Here is a 19273-nt window from a genome sequence, read left to right as displayed (position 1 = left end):
CGGGGGCTACGCGTGGGTAGCCACTCAGCGGTCGCCTTCGTCACTCTCGGCCTGCGAGAGGATCCGGCGCTCCTCCATGTCCTTCATCATGGCCTCCAGCTCGGAGCGGATCCAGTCCCGGGTGGCGACCTCCCCGAGGCCCATACGGAGCGAGGCGATCTCCCGGCTGAGGTATTCGGTGTCCGCGATCGAGCGCTCGTTCTGCTTGCGGTCCTGTTCGTGGGTGACGCGGTCGCGGTCGTCCTGGCGGTTCTGCGCGAGCAGGATCAGCGGAGCGGCGTAGGAGGCCTGGAGGGACAGCATCAGCGTCAGGAAGATGAACGGGTACTGGTCGAACCGCAGTTCCTCCGGCGCGAAGATGTTCCACACCACCCACAGGATGATGATCAGCGTCATCCAGACGATGAACCGCCCGGTCCCCAGGAAGCGGGCGATGCGCTCGGAGAACCGGCCGAACGCCTCGGGGTCGTACACGGGCAGCAGCCGCCGCCGTGGTGCCTTCGGCTGGTCGAGCCGGGGCCGCGGCGGGCGCACGATGCCCGAAGCACCCGTCGCCACGGCCCTCGCACGGTCCTCAGCGGCCATCGGCGATCTCCTCCTCGCCCTGGAAGTCGGTCTCGCGCCAGTCCTCGGGGAGCAGGTGGTCCAGCACGTCGTCGACGGTCACCGCGCCCAGCAGCGATCCGCTCTCGTCCACCACGGGCACCGAGACCATGTTGTACGCGGCGAGATAGCTGGTCACGGCGGGCAACGGCGTGTCCGGCGTCAGGGGAACGAGATCACTGTCGACGATCGAACTCACCAAGGTGAACGGTGGATCCCGCAGCAGCCGCTGGAAATGCACGGTGCCCAGGTATCTGCCGGTGGGAGTCTCGTCCGGCGACCGGCAGACGTACACCTGGGCGGCCAGGGCGGGGGACAGGTCCTGCTGGCGCACCCTGGCCAGCGCGTCCGCGACCGTCGCGTCGGGCCGCAGGATGATCGGCTCGGTCGTCATCAGCCCGCCCGCGGTCCGCTCCTCGTACGCGAGCAGGCGCCGCACGTCGGCGGCGTCGTCCGGCCGCATCAGGGCCAGCAGCCGTTCCTTGTCCGCCTCCGGCAGTTCCGAGAGCAGGTCGGCCGCGTCGTCCGGGTCCATCGCCTCCAGGACGTCCGCGGCGCGGCCCTCCTCCAGCTTGCCGAGGATCTCCACCTGGTCGTCACCGGGGAGCTCCTCCAGGACGTCGGCGAGCCGGTCGTCGTCCAGGGCCGCGGCGACCTCGGCCCGGCGCTTGGGCGTCAGATGGTGCAGGGCGTTGGCGACATCGGTGGGGCGCAGCCGTTCGAAGGTCGCCACCAGGCTCTCGGCGCCCTGCCCGTGCTCCTCCAGGGAGAAGCCGCTGATGGCCGACCACTCCACGGTCAGCGTCTCCCCCTTGCGGCGCAGGGCTCCGCCCCGCCCCTTGCGTACGAAGAACTTGTCGATCTCCCAGTCGCGGCGGGCCGGGAGCTGCTGGATGGCGACGTCGAGGACGGTCACCTCCTCGTCCGTCTCCACGAGGCGCACCCGCCGGTCAAGGAATTCGCCGAGGACGAGTCGCTCGGTCGGGCGCTGCTCGAAGCGCCGCATGTTGACCACACCGGTGGTGATGACCTGGCCCGACTCGACCCCCGTCACCCGGGTGATCGGGAGGAAGATGCGCCGCCGGCTCACGACCTCGACGACCATGCCGAGCAGGCGCGGCGGCCTGCCGCCGACCCGGAGCATCGCCACCAGGTCCCGCACCCGGCCGACCTGATCGCCATTCGGGTCGAACACCGGTACGCCGGAGAGGTGTGAGACGAAAACCCTGGGAGTGCCTGCCGCCATTCTGTGCGCCTCCCTCAGCCCCTCACGTCCTCCTTTGCCGTGATCAGGCTAGCCCGTGCCGGTCCGTGACGCCTTGGCGGACCGCCCGTACGGCGCTCTGCCGAACGGCGTACGCGGCACGGGTACGCTGCCGTCTGCCATCCCCCGACACACAGATGAGAGGCAGTGCGCCAGTGACCTCTTCCGCCCCTGCCGTCCCGGCTCGCCGCCGGACCGTTTCCGCCGTGGTGCTCTGCGCGGGACTGACCATCGCGCTCACGGCCTGCGCAGGAGAGGACCCGGACAAGGGGACCAACGGCGTCGGCAAGCTGACAGCCGCGCAGATCGACAAGAAGGCACGGACCGCCGCCGCCGCCGCGGACGCGGTGCGGCTCACGGGCAAGCTGGTCAGCAAGGGCGGGACCTACACCCTGAACATGCAGCTCAGCAGCAAGGGCGGCATGGGATCGGTCATCTCGGAGCGGAACACCTTCGAACTGCTGCGCATCGGTGACGAGCTCTATCTCAAGGCCGACGCGGGCTTCTGGAAGGACGACGAGGCCGACGACGAGAGTGACTCGGCCGCCGACAAGCTCCAGAACAAGTACGTCAGGGTCCCCGAGGACGACCCCACCTACCAGCAGATGCGCGGCTTCACGGAGAAGGAGACGCTCCTCGGCGGCGTGCTCGCACTGCACGGAAAGATCAACAAGGGCGACCGGGACACGATCGGCGGGGTGCGCACCGTGCAGATCATGGGCGGAAAGGGTGAGGGGGGCGCACTGGACGTCTCCCTGGAAAGCACTCCGTACCCCCTGCGGGTGGCCCGCGGCGGGGGCGGCGGCACCGTCGCCCTCGCCGACTGGGGCGTGGCCTTCCCGCTGGAGGAGCCGGCCGAGGACGACACCGTCGACTACGGCGGAGAGCTGCCCAGGTCCTCCGGCTGACGGAACCGGGGGGCTGCCCGGGTCCTCCGGCCGGTGGAGCCGGTCAGCGCTTCCCGCGGCGCTTCAGCAGCAGCCGGGGGAGCGCGGCGGGTGCCGTCCGCCGTGTGGTCGCCCCGGTGGGCAACGGCCGCGCGGCCAGCGAGCTGTCCGGCAAGTCGGTGCGGGTGGCGCCGGGCGTCAGCCGGACGACCCGGCATTCACGCGCCCAGCGCTCCGTCAGCTGTTCGGCGTCCGGGGCGTTCAGCCGCTTGCCCTTGAGCTCGCCGACCGCCGCCTCCCACTCCTCGGAGAGCGGCTCCAGCACCGTGACGGCGGCGGTCCAGGCCACGAGCCTGCCGCCCTTGTCCTTGCTGCGTACGGTCACCTCCGCGGCGGCACCGGCGTCCAGTCCGGAGGGGAGCGGCTGCTCCCCGGGGCCGTCCCCGACAAGCACGGCCGCACCCTCGTGCCACACGTGCCACAGCGCCCGGGAGGGGCCGGTGCCCCGCACCCAGATGAGGCCGGACTTCTTGGTGGCCTCCTCGACGAGAGCCCGGGCAAGCAACACGTCAGCAGCAGTCATGCCCGAACTCTATGGGAAACGACGTCAGAGCCAGCCGTTGCGCTTGAGGGTGCGGTGGATGGAGAAGCAGACGGCGCCGATGAGCGCGAGCACCATCGGATAGCCGTACGTCCACCGCAGTTCGGGCATGTGCTTGAAGTTCATGCCGTAGACGCCGCAGATCATCGTGGGTACGGCGATGATGGCCGCCCAGGACGTGATCTTGCGCATGTCCTCGTTCTGCGTGACGGTCGCCTGTGCCAGGTTGGCCTGGAGGATCGAGTTGAGCAGCTCGTCGAAGCCGATGACCTCTTCGTGCACCCGGGCCAGGTGGTCGGCCACGTCGCGGAAGTACTTCTGGATGTCGGGGTCGATCAGTCGCATCGGGCGTTCGCTCAGCAGCTGCATAGGCCGCAGCAGCGGCGACACGGCGCGCTTGAACTCCAGCACCTCGCGCTTCAGCTGGTAGATCCGGCCCGCGTCCGATCCGCGCGGGCTCCCCTTGGCGGGGGTGGAGAACACATCGATCTCCACTTCGTCGATGTCGTCCTGCACCGAGGCCGCCACCGCGATGTAGCCGTCGACGACATGGTCGGCGATGGAGTGCAGCACGGCGGAGGGGCCCTTGGCGAGCAGCTCGGGATCCTGCTGGAGGCGGTGGCGCAGGGCGCGCAGCGAACCCTGCCCGCCGTGCCGCACGGTGATCACGAAGTCCCGGCCGGTGAAGCACATGACCTCGCCGGTCTCGACGACCTCGCTGGTGGCGGTCAGTTCGGCGTGCTCGACGTAGTGGATCGTCTTGAAGACGGTGAAGAGCGTGTCGTCGTACCGCTCCAGCTTGGGCCGCTGGTGGGCGTGGACCGCGTCCTCGACGGCGAGCGGGTGGAGGCCGAACTCCCGGGCGATACCGGCGAATTCCTCCTCCGTCGGCTCGTGCAGGCCGATCCAGGCGAAGCCGCCCTCCTCCCGCACCCGCAGCATCGCCTCGCGCGGTGTCTGACAGGAGGCTGCGGTGACCCGGCGTCCGTCCCGGTAGACCGCGCAGTCGACGACGGCGCTGGAGGCGGACGGGTCACGGGTGGCGTCGTAGCTGTTGTACGGGGTGATGCTCTTGCGCTGGGACGGGCGCACGGCGGCGCGCAGGTCACGGATCATCGACATGGCTGGCTCCTCTTCGCGGAGGGCCGTCGGCGGGCACGTGGAACAGCCCGGAATGGGGACGTGCGCTCACGTCCGCAAAGCGGGCGGCACCGCGCGGGCACGATGGCGGCGTTCGCTACAGACAGGCAAAAACGAGGTGCTCTTCCGGTGCGCGAACTGCCGTGGTGACGTCCGGGAAGGGCGTCAGATCACAGAAGGAAGGCGTTGTGCGGAAGGGCGGTTGGTACTGCACGGTCGACTTGGATCCACCGCAGCCCCACCTCCTCCGGCCGGTCCCCCGTGGGGGATCACGTGGTGTCAGGACTGAGAGCAACGCTTCTGCGTGCTGTCCCGACCGACGCCCCAGACTATCAGCCAGGCGAGGAGTCAATCCCTTTCTCTGCCCGTTCACTACGCGTTCTATGCTCGCGACATGGGAGAAATTCTTGATCTGGTCGAGGCGCGGCTCCGTACGGCGCTGGGGCAGCCGGACGCACGCGCCGATGTGACGTTTCTCGGCACCGACCGCGTCGAGGTGCTCCGTTTCGTCGACGGCGATGTGGTGCGCTACGCCACGCTCGGCATGTCCGCGCAGCCGATGGCCGACCCGACGTCGCCCCTCGCCGACCCGGTGCGGGGCCCGCGCGCCGAACTGGTCCTGTCCGTACGGGTGGGGCTCGCCGCCACCGACCAGGTGCTGCGGCCCCTCGCGGTCCTGGCAGCCTCGCCGCAGGTCGAGGGGCTGATCGTGGCCCCCGGGGCGTCGCTGGACCTCGGGCAGCCCCTGTGGACCGGGGCCCCCTTCAGCTCCGTCCTGGTCGCCGAGCCGGGCGGCCTGGTCGAGGATCTGGAGCTGGACGCCCCGATGGACCCGGTGCGCTTCCTGCCGCTGCTGCCGATGACGCACAACGAGGCCGCGTGGAAGCGGGTCAAGGGTGCGCAGGAACTCCAGGAGCGCTGGCTTTCGCAGGGCACGGACCTGCGGGATCCACTGCGCGCGTCCGCCCTGCTCGACTGAGGCGCGCACAGGAGGGAAGCCCCGCGCGCGGCCAGGAGGGGAGGGGGCAGGGCCGGTACGGGAGACCGTCAGGTCTCAGCCGGCGAAGACGGTGACACCGTCCTCCGTGGCGTCGCGTGGCGCGGTTCCAGTTCCTCTGCCTCGTGGGTCAGTGCCGCACGCCGAACCCGTACGACCACTGCGCCGACCAGGGCGGCGACGGCGGCGACGACGAACGGCATGTGGATGTCGCTCCACTCCTCGATCTTCGGGGCGAGGTAGGGCGCGGCGGCCGCCGCGAACCAGCGGACGAAGTTGTATCCGGCGCTCGCCACCGGACGAGGCGCGTCCGACACACCGAGGGCGAGTTCGGTGTAGACGGTGTTGTTCATGCCGATGAACGCGCCCGAGACGACGGTGCAGACGACGGCCGTCGTGTGGTTGCCGTATCCGAGGACGACCAGGTCCGCGGCGAGCAGCACCAGGGAGCCGCCGACCACCTTCAGCGAGCCGAAGCGCCGCTGCAGGCGCGGTGCGACGAGTACCGAGAAGACGGCGAGCAGCAGGCCCCAGGCGAAGAACACCGCACCCGACCTGTACGGAGACATGTTCAGGACGAACGGCGTGAAGGCCAGGACCGTGAAGAACGCGTAGTTGTAGAAGAACGCCGATGCGGCGACCGAGGCCAGCCCGCCGTGGCCGAGCGCCTTGACCGGGTCGAGCAGCGAGGTCTTCCGGGCCGGCTTCGGCTGCTCCTCGAGGAACGCGGTGATGCAGAGGAACCCGATGGCCATCAGCGCGGCGGTGCCGAAGAACGGGTAACGCCAGCTGGCGTCACCGAGCAGGGCGCCGACCAGCGGCCCGCACGCCATGCCGAGCCCGAGCGCCGACTCGTACAGCAGGATCGCCGCGGCGCTGCCGCCGGCGGCAGCGCCGACGATCACCGCGAGCGCGGTGGACACGAACAGGGCATTGCCCAGGCCCCAGCCTGCCCGGAAGCCGACCAGCTCACCTACGGACGAGGACGTGCCGGAGAGCGCGGCGAAGACCACGACCAGAGCGAGGCCCGCCAGCAGGGTCTTGCGTCCGCCGATACGGCTGGAGACGAAACCGGTCACGAGCATCGCGATCGCGGTGATCAGGAAGTACGAGGTGAACAGCAGGGACACCTGGCTGGGCGTGGCCTGGAGTCCCTCGGCGATGGACGGCAGGATCGGGTCCACCAGACCGATCCCCATGAAGGCCACGACCGAGGCGCCCGCCGTGGCCCAGACGGCCTTCGGCTGACGCAGGATGCTGGTCGTCCCTTCGTCGAACGGGTCCTCTCCCCGCATGGGATTTCTCGCTCTCCACTAGATCGTTGCGTTATGCACAGAATAAGTTAGACACGCTAACAAGTGCAAGTTACATTCATCTTTGCCGGTCGGAGCCGCACCGCGGTCGGGTGATCGTCCTTGACGCGGGGACGGCCGGGGAGGACCGTTGAGCGCTATGAGGGGCGAACCCAGTTGCCCGAAGTGCGGTGGCCGGGTCAGGGCGCCCGGTCTCTTCGTCGATGCCTGGCAGTGCTCCACGCACGGCCAGGTGAGTCCGATGCAGCCGGTGGTCCCGCCCAGCGTCGAGGCACTGGGGGTGGTGGTGCACCGGGCCCGGGTGCCGGTGTGGATGCCCTGGCCGCTCCCCGTGGGCTGGCTGTTCACGGGCGCGGCGTACGCGGGTGACGACCGCAGCGGCGGCCGGGCGACCGTCGTCGCGTGCTCGGGCCCCGGACCGCTCGGGGGCATGGGTGAACTGCTGCTCGTCGCCGAGGAGCTCGGCGTCGGGCTCGGTGCGCGCTACGCCGGCATCGACGGTCCCGACCCCGGCTCCGGTCTGCGTGTCGACGCGGCGCCGGACGCCAAGGTGCTCGCGGCGGGACGCCCCACCGCGCTCTGGCACGTCAAGGACGCCCCCGCCGACCGGGCGGTCTTCGTGGGTGAGGCGCGTGGCCTGTGGCTCTGGGCGATCGCCTGGCCCGAGCAGTCCGGACTCCTGATGTACGACGAACTCGTGCTGACCGATCTGCACGACGCAGGCGGGGAAGTGGACCTGCTGCCGTGCGGAGCGCTGACCCCCCGGCTGCTCACGCCGCCCTGACCCGTCCCGGCGCCTGGACGGAGGGCCGGAAGGGTGATGCCCGGCGGCTATCCTTGGACGTCCCCTGTCCGTCGGCCCCAATGGAGTACGCGTCGTGCGCATCGACCTGCACACTCACTCCACGGCTTCGGACGGTACGGACACTCCCGCCGAGCTGGTGGCCAACGCCGCCGCGGCGGGCCTCGATGTCGTCGCCCTGACCGACCACGACACGGTCGGGGGCCACGCCGAGGCGGCAGCCGCCCTCCCCGAGGGCCTCACTCTCGTCACCGGCGCCGAGCTCTCCTGCCGCGTCGACGGCATCGGCCTGCACATGCTGGCCTACCTCTTCGACCCCGCCGAGCCCGAACTGGCCCGTGAGCGTGAGCTCGTCCGGGACGACCGGGTACCGCGTGCACGGGCCATGGTGCGCAAGCTCCAGGAGCTGGGCGTGCCGGTCACCTGGGAGCAGGTCGCGCGGATTGCCGGGGACGGCTCGGTCGGCCGCCCGCACGTCGCCACCGCCCTCATGGAACTCGGCGTCGTCGCCTCGGTGTCGGACGCCTTCACCCCGGACTGGCTCGGCAACGGCGGACGCGCGTACGCCGACAAGCACGAACTCGACCCGTTCGACGCGGTCCGACTGGTCAAGGCCGCCGGCGGCGTCACCGTCTTCGCCCACCCGCTCGCCGTCAAGCGCGGCGAGGTGGTCCCCGAAGCCGTGATCGCGCGGCTGGCCGCCGCCGGGCTCGACGGCATCGAGGTCGACCACATGGACCACGACGAGCCCGCCAGGGCGCGGCTGCGGGGGCTCGCCGCCGGGCTGGGGCTGCTGCCCACCGGGTCCAGTGACTACCACGGCACCCGCAAGACCGTCCGGCTCGGGGAGTACACCACCGACCCCGAGATCTACGGCGAGATCACCCGGCGCGCCACGGGAGCGTTCCCCGTGCCGGGCGCCGGTGGACCGCTCCCCGCGTAACGGGCTCTCTCTTTTCCTCCTCCGTCGCGTCCCCGTGCGCCCGGGCGGCCTCATGGCGTGCCGGCGCGCACATCCTCCTGTTCGGCCCGCTCTTCTCTCGCAAGGCTCACCGTGTTCGACATCGCTGTCTTCGGATCCCTCTTTCTCACCCTCTTCGTGATTATGGATCCGCCCGGAATCACCCCGATCTTCCTGGCCCTCACCGCGGGCCGCCCGGCCAAGGTGCAGCGCAGGATGGCCTTCCAGGCCGTCGCCGTAGCCTTCGGCGTGATCGCCGTCTTCGGCCTGCTCGGTCAGCAGATCCTCGACTATCTGCACGTCTCCGTACCCGCGCTGATGATCGCGGGCGGGCTTCTCCTGCTGCTCATCGCACTGGACCTGCTCACCGGCAAGACGGACGAGCCGACCCAGACCAAGGACGTCAACGTCGCCCTCGTGCCGCTGGGCATGCCGCTGCTGGCCGGGCCCGGCGCGATCGTCTCGGTGATCCTCGCGGTGCAGGACACCGACGGCGCCGGCGGGCAGATCTCCGTCTGGTCGGCGATCGTCGCGATGCACCTCGTGCTCTGGCTGGCCATGCGGTACTCGCTGCTGATCATCCGTGTGATCAAGGACGGCGGAGTGGTCCTGGTGACCCGGCTCGCCGGAATGATGCTCTCGGCCATCGCCGTACAGCAGATCATCAACGGCGTCACCCAGGTCATCCAGAACTCCTGAGGGTTACTCGCCCGGACACCACAGCACCCCCGCACGGAGCTTCCGTGCGGGGGTGCTTCGTCTTCAGCTCGTCATGCGCTCGTGTTCAGCGACGCGAAGCAGTGCAAGGTGTCATGAAGCCGAGGTGTCGGCCGGCCGGATGTAGATGCGCTGGCCCATGGCTGCGGCCTGCTGCACGATCCGGTTGACGGAGGCGGCGTCCACGACGGTGCTGTCCACGGCGGTACCGTCGACATCGTCGAGTCGCATGATCTCGAAGCGCATACGGCTTCCCTTCGTCTGATCCTCCTGCTGGAGAACTACTGGTCGGACGGGCTGGCCGTCCGCAAGGATGGGGAGCGCGAGGCGTCTGCCGTCTCGTGCTCCTCGAGGGGTACAACGGCTTGCCTACGGCAAACATTCCCTACGCTAAGGAAATTTTTCGGATGTCTAAGTACCCTTCGGTAATCAGTCATGCGCGGACAATGAGGTCCGTATGAATCAAGCGGACACGCGGACGGACGCAGGGCCGGGAATCCGCGAGCAGCTGGACCGCACCAACGAACTGCTCCTGCGCGTACTCGCCGAGGTGTCGAAGACTCCCTCGACCCATGCGATCTTCGTGGACGCGGGGTATGTCTACGCGGCGGCCGGACTGCTCGTCACCGGTACCGAGGACCGCCGGTCCTTCGACCTGGACGCGGAGGGGCTGATCGAGGCCTTCATCGACAAGGCCCGCACGATCTTCGCCGACAGCAGGCTGCTGCGCGTGTACTGGTACGACGGTGCCAGACGCCGGATCCACACCGTCGAGCAGCAGTCGATCGCCGAACTCCCCGACGTCAAGGTCAGGCTCGGCAATCTGAACGCCAACAACCAGCAGAAGGGCGTCGACTCACTCATCCGCACGGACCTGGAGTCGCTCGCCCGGCACCGCGCCATCAGCGACGCGGCCCTCGTAGGCGGCGACGAGGACCTGGTCTCGGCCGTCGAGGCCGCCCAGGGCTACGGCGCCCGGGTCCACCTCTGGGGCATCGAGGCGGGCGAAGGCCGCAACCAGGCCGAGCCGCTGCTCTGGGAGGTCGACAGTCAGCGCACCTTCGACCTCGACTTCTGCCGCCCCTACGTGACCCGGCGCTCCGTCACGATGTACGAGGACGACAGTCCGGCACCCGCGCGCGAGGACGTCCGCTTCGTCGGGGCGCAGATCGCCGCCGGCTGGCTCTCCTCGCGCGGCCGGGAGGCCCTCGCCGACCTGTTGCCCGGACACCCTTACCTGCCGGGCTCGGTCGACCAGGACCTGCTCGTCGAGGCCGAACGGCTCCTTCAGCACTCGCTGCGCGGCCACGCCCATCTGCGCCGCGCGCTGCGCGACGGCTTCTGGCAGCACCTGCAGGCGCAGTACTGACCGAGGCGGGGGTCATCGCCCAGGGGCTGAGGGCCGGACATCGTTCCAGAACGCGACGAGGGCTGTCGCGGTCTCCGCCGGCCGGGCCGTGTTGGGGGAGTGCTCGGCGCCCTCGATCACGGTGCGGCGGGCGCCCAGCCGCCGGGCCATCCGGTCGAGCAGCGGCACCGGCCAGACGTCGTCGCGCTCGCCCGAGACGACATGCACGGGCAGGGACAGTGCGGCGAGCTCGGCCACCCGGTCCGGCTCGGACGACAGCTGCGCGCCGGTGGCGATCAGCTGCGCCGGGTCGTGCAGCATCCAGCGGTGGCGCAGGTCCTCGCCGTCGCCCGTGTCCGCGTCCTCGGGCGGGTCCATCGCGCGCATCATCTGCCAGACCTCGGCCATGCTCCAGCGGGTGAGCGCGTCGCTGAGCAGGCGCGCCTTCTTCTGCTGGGCCGGGTCGATCTCCGCGGGGCCGGACGACATCAGCGTCAGCGAACAAAAGGGCTCGGCATCCAGGAGCACCGCCGCGCGGGCGATCTGGCCGCCCAGCGAGTGCCCTAGCAGATGGATGCCGCCGGAGGCTGCGATGCCGTCCACGGCGGCGGCCTGCGCCAGCACGTCGCGGGCCAACTCAGCCTGGGAGTACGGGTCTTGACGGTCCGTCGGCTCTGTCTCGTACTGCCCTCGGCCGTCGACGGACAGCACGCGGAATCCGGCGTCGGCGAGGGGTTGCAGCAGCGCGACGAAGTCCTCCTTGCTGCCGGTGTACCCGGGCAGCAGGAGGGCGGTGGAGTGCGCGCCGGCAGGCGGAGCGGCGTCCAGCACTGCGAAGTCCCCGCGCTCGGTACACAGCACGCGGGCGCGGGCACAGGGGGGCGGGACGAAGGTGGGCGGCCGGCTCATGGGGCCGAGGGTATCGCCGCCGGCCCGACCGCGCCCGGGCAGTCGTACGGCCCCGGCCCCGCAGTGCGGGAACCGGGGCCGTACGAAGGTGGCTGCGTCCGGGGATCAGCCTTCGGTCGTCTCGGCGGCGGCGGCGGCCGCCGCGCGGGAACGGCGCCTGCGTGGCTTCGCGGGTGCTGCCTCGCCGTCCGTCACGGCCTCGGTCACCGTGGCGGTCTCCGCCTTCTCCGCGGCCGCGGCGCGCGGCCGACGGCGGCGCGGCTTGGTCTCCGCGGCGTCCTCGGCCGTGGCCGTGGTGGCCGCCGCCTCGGTCTTCGGCTTGGCGGCGGCACGGGTACGGCGGCGGGGCCTGGTGTCGCTCACGGGCTCGGAGGCCGGAGCGATCTGGAAGTCGACCTCGTCGGCCGGCTTCACGACCCGGGTGCGGCGGCGCGGCTTGGTGGCCACGGGCTCCGCCACCGGTGCGGCGACGGCCACGGTCTGGAAGTCGACCACGGGCTCGGCGGCGGGGGCCGGCGCGACGGCCACCGTGACAGCGGGCTTCGTGGCCGTGGCACGCGCACGGCGACGGCGCGGCTTCGCCTCCGCGGCCGGCTCGGCCTCGGGGACGGGGGCGGGCTCGACGACCGGAGCCACGACCACCGGCGTCTCGACGGCCGGCGCCTCAGCCACGGCCACTGCGGCCTCCGCCGCAACGGCCTCGGAAACGGCGGCGCGAGTACGGCGCCGGCGGCGAGGGGTGCGCGGCTCCGGAGTTTCGTCACCGGTCGTCTCTGCGGCGGGTGCCGGCACGGTGACGGCGCCCTCGTCTGGGGTGCTGCCGCCCCGCGTGCGACGACGCTGACGCGGCGTGCGCGGCGGGCGCTCCTCGCTGGTAGCCGGCGCGGAGGCGGAGGGGGCGGACTTGCGGCCGCGGCCGCCTGTCTCGCCGAGGTCCTCGAGCTCCTCCGCACGCAGACCGGCACGGGTCCGCTCGGTGCGCGGCAGGACACCCTTGGTGCCGGCCGGGATGCTGAGCTCCTCGTACAGGTGCGGGGACGTGGAGTACGTCTCCGGCGGGTCCGGGAACTTCAGGTCCAGGGCCTTGTTGATCAGCTGCCAGCGCGGAATGTCGTCCCAGTCGACCAGGGTGATCGCGATGCCCTTGGCGCCCGCGCGGCCGGTACGGCCGATGCGGTGGAGGTACGTCTTCTCGTCCTCGGGCGACTGGTAGTTGATGACATGGGTCACACCCTCGACGTCGATGCCACGCGCGGCGACGTCGGTGCAGACGAGGACGTCCACCTTGCCGTTGCGGAACGCGCGCAGCGCCTGCTCGCGAGCTCCCTGGCCGAGGTCGCCGTGGACCGCGCCGGACGCGAAGCCGCGCTTCTCCAGCTGCTCGGCGATGTCGGCGGCGGTCCGCTTCGTACGGCAGAAGATCATCGCCAGCCCGCGGCCATCGGCCTGCAGGATGCGGGAGACCATCTCGGGCTTGTCCATCGAGTGGGCGCGGTAGACGTACTGCGCCGTGTTCTTGACGGTCGTGCCCTCGTCGTCGGGCGACGTGGCGTTGATGTGTGTGGGCTGCGACATGTAGCGGCGCGCGAGGCTGATGACGGCACCGGGCATGGTGGCCGAGAACAGCATCGTCTGGCGCTTCGGCGGCAGCATGGTGATGATGCGCTCGACATCGGGCAGAAAGCCCAGGTCGAGCATCTCGTCGGCCTCGTCCAGGACGAGGACGCGGATGTGTGAAAGGTCGAGCTTGCGCTGGCCCGCCAGGTCGAGCAGCCGTCCCGGGGTGCCGACGACCACGTCGACGCCCTTCTTGAGGGCTTCGACCTGGGGCTCGTACGCCCGGCCACCGTAGATCGCGAGAACGCGGACGTTTCGGACCTTGCCGGCGGTCAGCAGGTCGTTGGTGACCTGCTGGCACAGTTCGCGGGTGGGGACGACGATCAGGGCCTGCGGCGCGTCCGTCAGCTTCTCGGGAGCGGCCCGGCCCGCCTCGACGTCGGCGGGGACGGTCACGCGCTCCAGGAGCGGAAGACCGAAGCCGAGCGTCTTGCCGGTGCCGGTCTTGGCCTGGCCGATGACGTCGGAGCCGGAGAGCGCTACGGGGAGCGTCATCTCCTGGATGGGGAAGGGGGACATGATGCCGACCGCCTCGAGGGCTTCGGCCGTCTCGGTAAGGATTCCGAGGTCGCGGAACGTAGTCAGGGTGCTGCCTCTTCTGTGAGACGCGGCCCGAGGCGAACGCTGGGGGTCGTACCGTGCCGGGGTTGGTCATCCGGCCGTGGATGGGCCGGGTGGCGCGGGACCACTGCCGTCGCTCGAGCGCTCGTGCCGCTGAGGGGGCCCCTCATCTGCGGTCGTACATGGAGTACGCCCCGCGTGGAGGGCTGTCGGGTCGGAGCCGATCGGGCCACCGACCGGGCATCCTCATTCAAGGTCGCGCTCCTGGCACAACAAAATGCTCAGTAAGCGCAATACCACTGTACCCCGGATCAGCGCATGTGTGTTGGGCGAATTCATCGGAACGGTGTGATGTCACCTGCTGACCAGGCCCTTCCGCCCTCGGCGGAGCGGGCTATTCTGCGCTCCATGGAGACGCCTGACAACGCCACTGAAGCATCCGACGAAGCGCTCGCCCCGACCGGGATCGCCGCCCAGGACTGGGCCACCGCCTCCGCCGATCCGCAGTACCGCGCCGCGGTCGTGGATCTGCTCGGCGCGCTCGCCTACGGAGAACTCGCGGCCTTCGAGCGGCTCGCCGAGGATGCCAAACTCGCGCCGACACTCGGTGACAAGGCGGCACTGGCAAAGATGGCGTCCGCCGAATTCCATCATTTCGAGCAGCTGACCGACCGGCTCACGGCCGTCGAGGAGTCGCCGACCGAGGCCATGGAGCCGTTCGCGAAGGCGTTGGACGATTTCCACCGCCAGACGGCCCCGTCGGACTGGCTGGAAGGCCTGGTCAAGGCGTACGTCGGCGACTCGATCGCCAGTGACTTCTACCGGGAGATCGCCGCCCGCCTGGACAAGGACACCCGCTCCCTCGTTCTCTCCGTGCTCGACGACACGGGGCACGGGAACTTCGCGGTCGAGAAGGTCCGCGCCGCCATCGAGGCGGAGCCCCGGGTCGGGGGCAGGCTCGCTCTGTGGGCGCGCAGGCTGATGGGAGAGGCCCTCTCGCAGGCGCAGCGGGTGGTCGCGGACCGTGACGCCCTGTCCACGATGCTCGTGGGCGGAGTGGCGGACGGCTTCGATCTGGCCGAGGTCGGCCGGATGTTCTCCCGGATCACCGAGGCGCACACCAAGCGCATGGCCGCGCTCGGTCTGGCCGCCTGACCGGGGCCCTACTGGGCCGCCGCCGACCGCACCGGCCTGCTTCCGCGCGGGCGGATCAGCAGGGACAGGGTCACCGCCGCGACCAGCACGGCGCCGGCGGGCGTCGCCAGGACGTGGCCGGAGCCCAGGGTCGAATGCGTCAGATACGCACCGAACAGGGCACCCAGCCCACCCGTGACGAACACCACGCGGGAGGCCGGGAGCCGGCCGGGCAGGGAGCGGAGCGCGACCCAGGACAGGGCGATTCCGAGCACGACGGAGCTGATGGGTTCCCAGAGCACAGAGGGGTCACCTCGCTTGATCTGCGCGACGTTCGGTCGGTCGTAGGCGGTCTTACCCGGGGCCCGCTGAATACAACCCTCCTCGGGCCCCTGTGAACCCCACGGAGGGAAGAACCCGGAGCGGATCCGGAGAAGAAAAGGTGGAGGCCCGGCGGATGATTCCGCCGGGCCTCCACCTCTGCTGCCGCGTCGCGCGGGCTACAGCGCCCCGAATCCCACCCGCCGGGTGCTGGGCTCGCCGATCTCCACGTACGCGATCCTGTCGGCCGGCACCAGGACCTTGCGGCCCTTGTCGTCCGTGAGGCTGAGCAGCTGCGCCTTGCCGTTGAGCGCCTCGCCGACCGCGCTCTCGACCTCTTCGGCGGAAAGTCCGCTCTCCAGAACGATCTCGCGGGGCGTGTGCTGCACCCCGATCTTGACCTCCACGGCTATGTCCCTCCGACGGTCCGTCTCTGCGCGGTGAACCGCGCCGTACGCAGCACACATTAGCCCGGTGACGGGACGGACCACGGGTCGACCGGCAACGCCCGCAGCGAACAGAGGCCCTAGTGCTGATCGACGCCGTGCAGCGGGAATCCCGCGATGCCCCGCCAGGCGAGCGACGTGAGCAGCTGCACGGCCGTGTCACGCGGAATGCCGGAGGGGCTGGACAGCCAGTAGCGCGCCACGACCTGGGAGACGCCGCCGAGGCCGACGGCGAGCAGCATCGATTCGTCCTTGGACAGGCCCGTGTCACCCGCGATGACGTCGGAGATGGCCTCCGCGCACTGCAGCGAGACCCGGTCCACCCGCTCGCGGACCGCCGGCTCGTTGGTCAGGTCGGACTCGAAGACCAGACGGAAGGCGCCGCCCTCGTCCTCCACGTACGCGAAATAGGCGTCCATCGTCGCCTCGACGCGCAGCTTGTTGTCCGTGGTCGAGGCGAGCGCCGTACGGACCGCCTGCAGCAGTGACTCGCAGTGCTGGTCGAGCAGGGCGAGGTAGAGCTCCAGCTTGCCGGGGAAGTGCTGGTAGAGCACCGGCTTGCTGACGCCGGCCCGCTCGGCGATGTCGTCCATCGCCGCGGCGTGGTAACCCTGGGCGACGAAGACCTCCTGTGCGGCGCCCAGCAGCTGGTTGCGTCGGGCACGGCGGGGAAGCCGGGTGCCCCGCGGGCGCGCCGCCTCTGTCTGCTCGATGGCTGTCACGCCGCCTCCCAAATTTCGTGGTCGAACACAGTCGTACGTGCACGCTGCGCCGTGGTGCCATCGTACTTTTGGGTAACCCGGGTGTGCGCGGCGCGGACGCAGAATTTCACGGACCGGACTACTGCGGTAGCCACAGATACGACGACTCATGCCGCAAAGCGGTGTGTTCTACCGGTAATCATCCTCATCCTGGGTGACGACACGAGCCTGCTCCGCCGCATCCGCCTCGTTCGCGGTGTCGCGGTCGATGGCGGTGAGCGGTTCGTCGCGCTCCGGCCGGACGGCGGCCTGCTGCTCGGCGGTGTCGGCTTCGGGGGCCTCGGGGTCCGCTTCGTCCGGCTGTGGATCCTCGAAGGTCTCCGGGTCGCTCGGGTCGACCGTCATGGTGGCCCCCTTTCCTCCCTTGAAGCCTAGGAGCAACCCTCCGGACGCGCTATGCGGCCTGTGACCGCGAACACACGAACCATCGTGTGATCGTCTCGTAACATTGGCGCATGTCTTCGACCGAGCTGCCCGGTATCAACGCCGCCGCTGCCGCGGTGGCACCCACGGTCAGTGCCGTCCGGGTCGCGGAGGGGGAGGAGTTGCGCTCCGTCGCCCTGCCCGGGCTCTCGCTGACCGTCCGCTCCCGCCCGGCGCAGGCGACGGCATCTGCCCCGGCCCTCTTCGTGCACGGCCTGGGCGGGTCCTCCCAGAACTGGTCGGCCCTGATGCCGCTGCTCGCGGACTCGCTCGACAGCGAGGCGGTCGATCTGCCCGGCTTCGGGGACTCCCCGCCGCCGGACGACGGCAACTACTCCGTCACCGGACACGCCCGGGCGGTGATACGGCTGCTGGACGCGGGCGGGCGTGGGCCCGTTCACCTTTTCGGTAACTCTTTGGGGGGCGCTGTCGCCACCCGCGTCGCGGCCGTCCGGCCCGACCTGGTGCGCACGCTGACGCTGATCTCCCCGGCACTGCCCGAGATCCGGGTCCAGCGGCCCGCCGTGCCGACCGCCCTGCTCGCACTCCCGGGCGTCGCATCCCTGTTCGTCCGGCTCACCCGGGACTGGACCGCGGAGCAGCGCACCCGTGGCGCCATGGCACTCTGTTACGGCGATCCGGCACGGATCTCCGACGAAGCCTTCCGCCACGCGGTGGCCGAGATGGAGCGCCGGCTGGAACTGCCGTACTTCTGGGATGCCATGACGCGCTCGGCACGGGGCATCGTCGATGCCTACACGCTGGGAGGACAACACGGGCTGTGGCGCCAGGCCGAGCGGGTGCTCGCACCGACCCTGCTGGTGTACGGCGGACGGGACCAGTTGGTCTCGCACCGGATGGCAGGCAGGGCGTCCGCGGCCTTCCGCGACTCGCGTCTGCTGACACTGCCCGACGCCGGGCATGTGGCGATGATGGAGTACCCGGAGGCGGTCGCCCAGGCCTTCCGGGAACTGATCGACGAACGTGGCGGGAGCTGATACGGGGCGTGGGACGACACAGCCGGAAAGGCGGCCCCGAGGCCACCCGGCGCGAAACCGCCGGAACCTCCGCCGGTGCCGAGCGCGGCACCGGCCGGCGTGGGCGGGACCCCGCCACGCCCCCGCCGCAGGAGGGCCACGGCCCGTTCCGGGACGCTCAGCAGGTGCGCGGCGGACACCCCGAACAGCGGGAGCCGGGCGGTGGCTGGGGAACCGAGCCGCAGCCGCAGTACGACCCCCGGCGCGATCCGGCGGCGCCGGGCGGCCAGGACGTCTTCCTGGCCAGGCAGGCCGCCACGGCGCGGCAGCAGGCGGCGCAACAGGCAGGGCAGCAGGCGGCCGGGCGGCGCACGGCTGGGCCGCAGACCGGCAGTGCCGCACTGATACCGGGTCCGCGCAGGGAGTTCCTGGAGGCGTTCGACACCGCACCGTGGCGTCCCGCACCGACGGATCCGCCCGAGGACACGGCCCGGACCTCCGCGGGGCCCGACCCCGAGAACGCCGAGAACGCCGAGAACGCCGAGAACGCCGAGAACGCCGAGAACGCCGGGGGTCCCGAGGGCCCCGAGGACGGCCGGGTGCCGAAGGGCGGCATAGGCCGTACGTTCACGGGGATCGCGGCCGCCGCCGTGACCACGGTGCTCGCGTTCGTGGTGGCCGGGCAGGTGGCACAGGGCCCCGGGAGGCCGGCGGACGGTCCGCGGACCGCGGGCGTCGACCGGCGGGACTCCGAAGGCCCCTCCGGCGCCGTGGACCAGTCGGTCCCCGAGGTGCAGCGGCATGAGGCCGAGCCCCTGACGTACGCGCAGAAGATGGCCACCGCCTTTCCGCTGGCGCCGGACCTGAAGGCGTCCGGGGCGTTCGAGGCGGTGGCGGGACTGGCGAAGGCTCCGGGCAAGGGGACCAAGTACCGGTACAGGATCGACGTCGAGAAGGGCCTCGGTCTCGATGCCGGGCTTTTCGCCGAAGCCGTGCAGAGGACGTTGAACGACGACCGCAGTTGGGCGCACAACGGTGCCATGACCTTCGAGCGGATCTCCTCCGGAGAACCTGATTTCGTGATCACCCTCGCGAGTCCGGGCACCACGGCGGACTGGTGCGAGAAGTCGGGTCTGGACACCACCGAGGACAACGTGTCCTGCGACTCCGCCGCCACCGACCGCGTGATGATCAACGCCTACCGCTGGGCACAGGGCGCCGCGACCTTCGGGCCGGACAAGCTTCTGCCCTACCGTCAGATGCTGATCAACCACGAGGTCGGCCACCGGCTGGGGCACAACCATGTGAGCTGCCGCACCGCTGGCGCCCTGGCGCCCGTGATGCAGCAGCAGACCAAGACCCTGGATCTGGACGGCATCAAGTGCCGCCCCAACCCCTGGGTGTATCCGGGAAGTTGAGCCGCCCGGAAAGACCGATGTCCGCATGGTGGGACCGATGTCTCATCATGCGATGACGTCGGGCTACGGACTC

The 19273-nt window shown here is 70.6% G+C and carries 20 protein-coding genes and 1 pseudogene; 9 read left to right on the top strand and 12 right to left on the bottom strand.

What is annotated here, in order from left to right:
* Positions 1–24: 24 nt before the first annotated feature.
* Together ACWD04_RS01700 and ACWD04_RS01695 are read right to left on the bottom strand one after the other, a co-directional pair.
* A complete protein-coding gene (locus ACWD04_RS01700) occupies positions 25–585 on the bottom strand; it encodes a DUF1003 domain-containing protein (protein WP_451126968.1) in 561 nt (186 codons plus the stop codon).
* Positions 575–1849 (bottom strand): magnesium transporter MgtE N-terminal domain-containing protein, encoded by a 1275-nt coding sequence (locus ACWD04_RS01695; protein ID WP_451126966.1) that lies wholly within the window; start codon positions 1847–1849, stop codon positions 575–577. Before ACWD04_RS01695 ends, ACWD04_RS01700 begins: the two co-directional genes overlap by 11 nt.
* Positions 1850–2022: 173 nt before the next feature.
* On the opposite strand from ACWD04_RS01695, the gene ACWD04_RS01690 reads away from it, so the two are divergent.
* A complete protein-coding gene (locus tag ACWD04_RS01690; protein ID WP_451126964.1) occupies positions 2023–2775 on the top strand; it encodes a hypothetical protein in 753 nt (250 codons plus the stop codon).
* Between the two features lie 43 nt (positions 2776–2818).
* Here ACWD04_RS01690 and ACWD04_RS01685 read toward each other — a convergent pair whose 3' ends face one another.
* Positions 2819–3337: a hypothetical protein gene (locus ACWD04_RS01685; RefSeq protein WP_451126962.1), complete on the bottom strand. Its 519-nt coding sequence runs from the start codon at positions 3335–3337 to the stop codon at positions 2819–2821.
* A 24-nt stretch (positions 3338–3361) separates the two neighbouring features.
* Positions 3362–4477 (bottom strand): magnesium and cobalt transport protein CorA, encoded by a 1116-nt coding sequence (locus tag ACWD04_RS01680; protein ID WP_451126960.1) that lies wholly within the window; start codon positions 4475–4477, stop codon positions 3362–3364.
* A gap of 412 nt (positions 4478–4889) precedes the next feature.
* Here ACWD04_RS01680 and ACWD04_RS01675 point away from each other — a divergent pair, with 412 nt between their 5' ends.
* Complete coding sequence (locus ACWD04_RS01675; RefSeq protein ID WP_451126958.1) at positions 4890–5474, top strand: suppressor of fused domain protein; 585 nt, start codon at positions 4890–4892, stop codon at positions 5472–5474.
* Between the two features lie 75 nt (positions 5475–5549).
* Here the strand turns inward: ACWD04_RS01675 and ACWD04_RS01670 are convergent.
* A pseudogene (locus tag ACWD04_RS01670) lies at positions 5550–6787 on the bottom strand (MFS transporter).
* A gap of 157 nt (positions 6788–6944) precedes the next feature.
* Here ACWD04_RS01670 and ACWD04_RS01665 point away from each other — a divergent pair.
* From ACWD04_RS01665 to ACWD04_RS01655, 3 genes are all read left to right on the top strand, one after another.
* Positions 6945–7589: a DUF6758 family protein gene (locus ACWD04_RS01665; protein ID WP_451126956.1), complete on the top strand. Its 645-nt coding sequence runs from the start codon at positions 6945–6947 to the stop codon at positions 7587–7589.
* 94 nt (positions 7590–7683) lie between these two features.
* Positions 7684–8550, top strand: coding sequence for a PHP domain-containing protein (locus tag ACWD04_RS01660; protein ID WP_451126954.1), 867 nt, complete (start codon positions 7684–7686; stop codon positions 8548–8550).
* Positions 8551–8661: 111 nt separating this feature from the next.
* Positions 8662–9267: a MarC family protein gene (locus ACWD04_RS01655; protein WP_451126952.1), complete on the top strand. Its 606-nt coding sequence runs from the start codon at positions 8662–8664 to the stop codon at positions 9265–9267.
* Positions 9268–9378: 111 nt separating this feature from the next.
* Here the strand turns inward: ACWD04_RS01655 and ACWD04_RS01650 are convergent, their stop codons facing one another.
* Positions 9379–9531 (bottom strand): hypothetical protein, encoded by a 153-nt coding sequence (locus ACWD04_RS01650; RefSeq protein ID WP_014154223.1) that lies wholly within the window; start codon positions 9529–9531, stop codon positions 9379–9381.
* 211 nt (positions 9532–9742) lie between these two features.
* On the opposite strand from ACWD04_RS01650, the gene ACWD04_RS01645 reads away from it, so the two are divergent.
* Positions 9743–10654, top strand: coding sequence for an NYN domain-containing protein (locus tag ACWD04_RS01645; RefSeq protein ID WP_451126949.1), 912 nt, complete (start codon positions 9743–9745; stop codon positions 10652–10654).
* A 12-nt stretch (positions 10655–10666) separates the two neighbouring features.
* Here the strand turns inward: ACWD04_RS01645 and ACWD04_RS01640 are convergent, their stop codons facing one another.
* Together ACWD04_RS01640 and ACWD04_RS01635 are read right to left on the bottom strand one after the other, a co-directional pair.
* Positions 10667–11542 carry an alpha/beta fold hydrolase gene (locus ACWD04_RS01640; protein WP_451126947.1) on the bottom strand — a complete coding sequence of 292 codons (876 nt, stop codon included), beginning with the start codon at positions 11540–11542 and terminating at the stop codon, positions 10667–10669.
* 105 nt (positions 11543–11647) lie between these two features.
* Positions 11648–13678: a DEAD/DEAH box helicase gene (locus tag ACWD04_RS01635; RefSeq protein ID WP_451126945.1), complete on the bottom strand. Its 2031-nt coding sequence runs from the start codon at positions 13676–13678 to the stop codon at positions 11648–11650.
* 450 nt (positions 13679–14128) lie between these two features.
* Between ACWD04_RS01635 and ACWD04_RS01630 the strand changes: the two genes are divergently transcribed.
* Positions 14129–14875 (top strand): ferritin-like fold-containing protein, encoded by a 747-nt coding sequence (locus tag ACWD04_RS01630; protein ID WP_451126943.1) that lies wholly within the window; start codon positions 14129–14131, stop codon positions 14873–14875.
* Positions 14876–14883: 8 nt separating this feature from the next.
* On the opposite strand, the gene ACWD04_RS01625 is transcribed toward ACWD04_RS01630, so the two are convergent.
* The 4 genes from ACWD04_RS01625 to ACWD04_RS01610 all read right to left on the bottom strand — a co-directional run bounded on the left by ACWD04_RS01625 (position 14884) and on the right by ACWD04_RS01610 (position 16727).
* Positions 14884–15156, bottom strand: coding sequence for a hypothetical protein (locus ACWD04_RS01625; protein ID WP_451126941.1), 273 nt, complete (start codon positions 15154–15156; stop codon positions 14884–14886).
* A 198-nt stretch (positions 15157–15354) separates the two neighbouring features.
* A complete protein-coding gene (locus ACWD04_RS01620; protein ID WP_167526138.1) occupies positions 15355–15582 on the bottom strand; it encodes a DUF3107 domain-containing protein in 228 nt (75 codons plus the stop codon).
* Positions 15583–15701: 119 nt separating this feature from the next.
* On the bottom strand, positions 15702–16343 hold the full coding sequence (locus ACWD04_RS01615; RefSeq protein ID WP_073744957.1) for a TetR/AcrR family transcriptional regulator: 642 nt from the start codon (positions 16341–16343) through the stop codon (positions 15702–15704).
* A 168-nt stretch (positions 16344–16511) separates the two neighbouring features.
* A complete protein-coding gene (locus ACWD04_RS01610; RefSeq protein WP_451126938.1) occupies positions 16512–16727 on the bottom strand; it encodes a hypothetical protein in 216 nt (71 codons plus the stop codon).
* A gap of 110 nt (positions 16728–16837) precedes the next feature.
* Between ACWD04_RS01610 and ACWD04_RS01605 the strand changes: the two genes are divergently transcribed.
* Together ACWD04_RS01605 and ACWD04_RS01600 are read left to right on the top strand one after the other, a co-directional pair.
* Positions 16838–17803 (top strand): alpha/beta fold hydrolase, encoded by a 966-nt coding sequence (locus ACWD04_RS01605; RefSeq protein ID WP_451126936.1) that lies wholly within the window; start codon positions 16838–16840, stop codon positions 17801–17803.
* Between the two features lie 8 nt (positions 17804–17811).
* A complete protein-coding gene (locus tag ACWD04_RS01600) occupies positions 17812–19200 on the top strand; it encodes a DUF3152 domain-containing protein (protein WP_451126934.1) in 1389 nt (462 codons plus the stop codon).
* The last annotated feature ends 73 nt before the right edge of the window (positions 19201–19273 follow it).

This window comes from Streptomyces sp. NPDC002911, assembly GCF_053591835.1.
The sequence above is the reverse complement of the archived record's forward strand: the minus strand, read 5'-3'. Positions and strand labels throughout refer to the sequence as shown.

Excerpts from the sequence above, each read along its gene's own strand:
- ACWD04_RS01605 (WP_451126936.1), top strand. The coding sequence starts at position 16,838 with ATGTCTTCGACCGAGCTGCCCGGTATCAACGCCGCCGCTGCCGCGGTG.
- ACWD04_RS01630 (WP_451126943.1), top strand. The coding sequence starts at position 14,129 with ATGGAGACGCCTGACAACGCCACTGAAGCATCCGACGAAGCGCTCGCC.
- ACWD04_RS01680 (WP_451126960.1), bottom strand. The coding sequence starts at position 4,477 with ATGTCGATGATCCGTGACCTGCGCGCCGCCGTGCGCCCGTCCCAGCGC.
- ACWD04_RS01645 (WP_451126949.1), top strand. The coding sequence starts at position 9,743 with ATGAATCAAGCGGACACGCGGACGGACGCAGGGCCGGGAATCCGCGAG.
- ACWD04_RS01640 (WP_451126947.1), bottom strand. The coding sequence starts at position 11,542 with ATGAGCCGGCCGCCCACCTTCGTCCCGCCCCCCTGTGCCCGCGCCCGC.
- ACWD04_RS01610 (WP_451126938.1), bottom strand. The coding sequence starts at position 16,727 with ATGACGGTCGACCCGAGCGACCCGGAGACCTTCGAGGATCCACAGCCG.
- ACWD04_RS01675 (WP_451126958.1), top strand. The coding sequence starts at position 4,890 with ATGGGAGAAATTCTTGATCTGGTCGAGGCGCGGCTCCGTACGGCGCTG.
- ACWD04_RS01695 (WP_451126966.1), bottom strand. The coding sequence starts at position 1,849 with ATGGCGGCAGGCACTCCCAGGGTTTTCGTCTCACACCTCTCCGGCGTA.
- ACWD04_RS01700 (WP_451126968.1), bottom strand. The coding sequence starts at position 585 with ATGGCCGCTGAGGACCGTGCGAGGGCCGTGGCGACGGGTGCTTCGGGC.
- ACWD04_RS01635 (WP_451126945.1), bottom strand. The coding sequence starts at position 13,678 with ATGTCCCCCTTCCCCATCCAGGAGATGACGCTCCCCGTAGCGCTCTCC.
- ACWD04_RS01685 (WP_451126962.1), bottom strand. The coding sequence starts at position 3,337 with ATGACTGCTGCTGACGTGTTGCTTGCCCGGGCTCTCGTCGAGGAGGCC.
- ACWD04_RS01665 (WP_451126956.1), top strand. The coding sequence starts at position 6,945 with ATGAGGGGCGAACCCAGTTGCCCGAAGTGCGGTGGCCGGGTCAGGGCG.
- ACWD04_RS01650 (WP_014154223.1), bottom strand. The coding sequence starts at position 9,531 with ATGCGCTTCGAGATCATGCGACTCGACGATGTCGACGGTACCGCCGTG.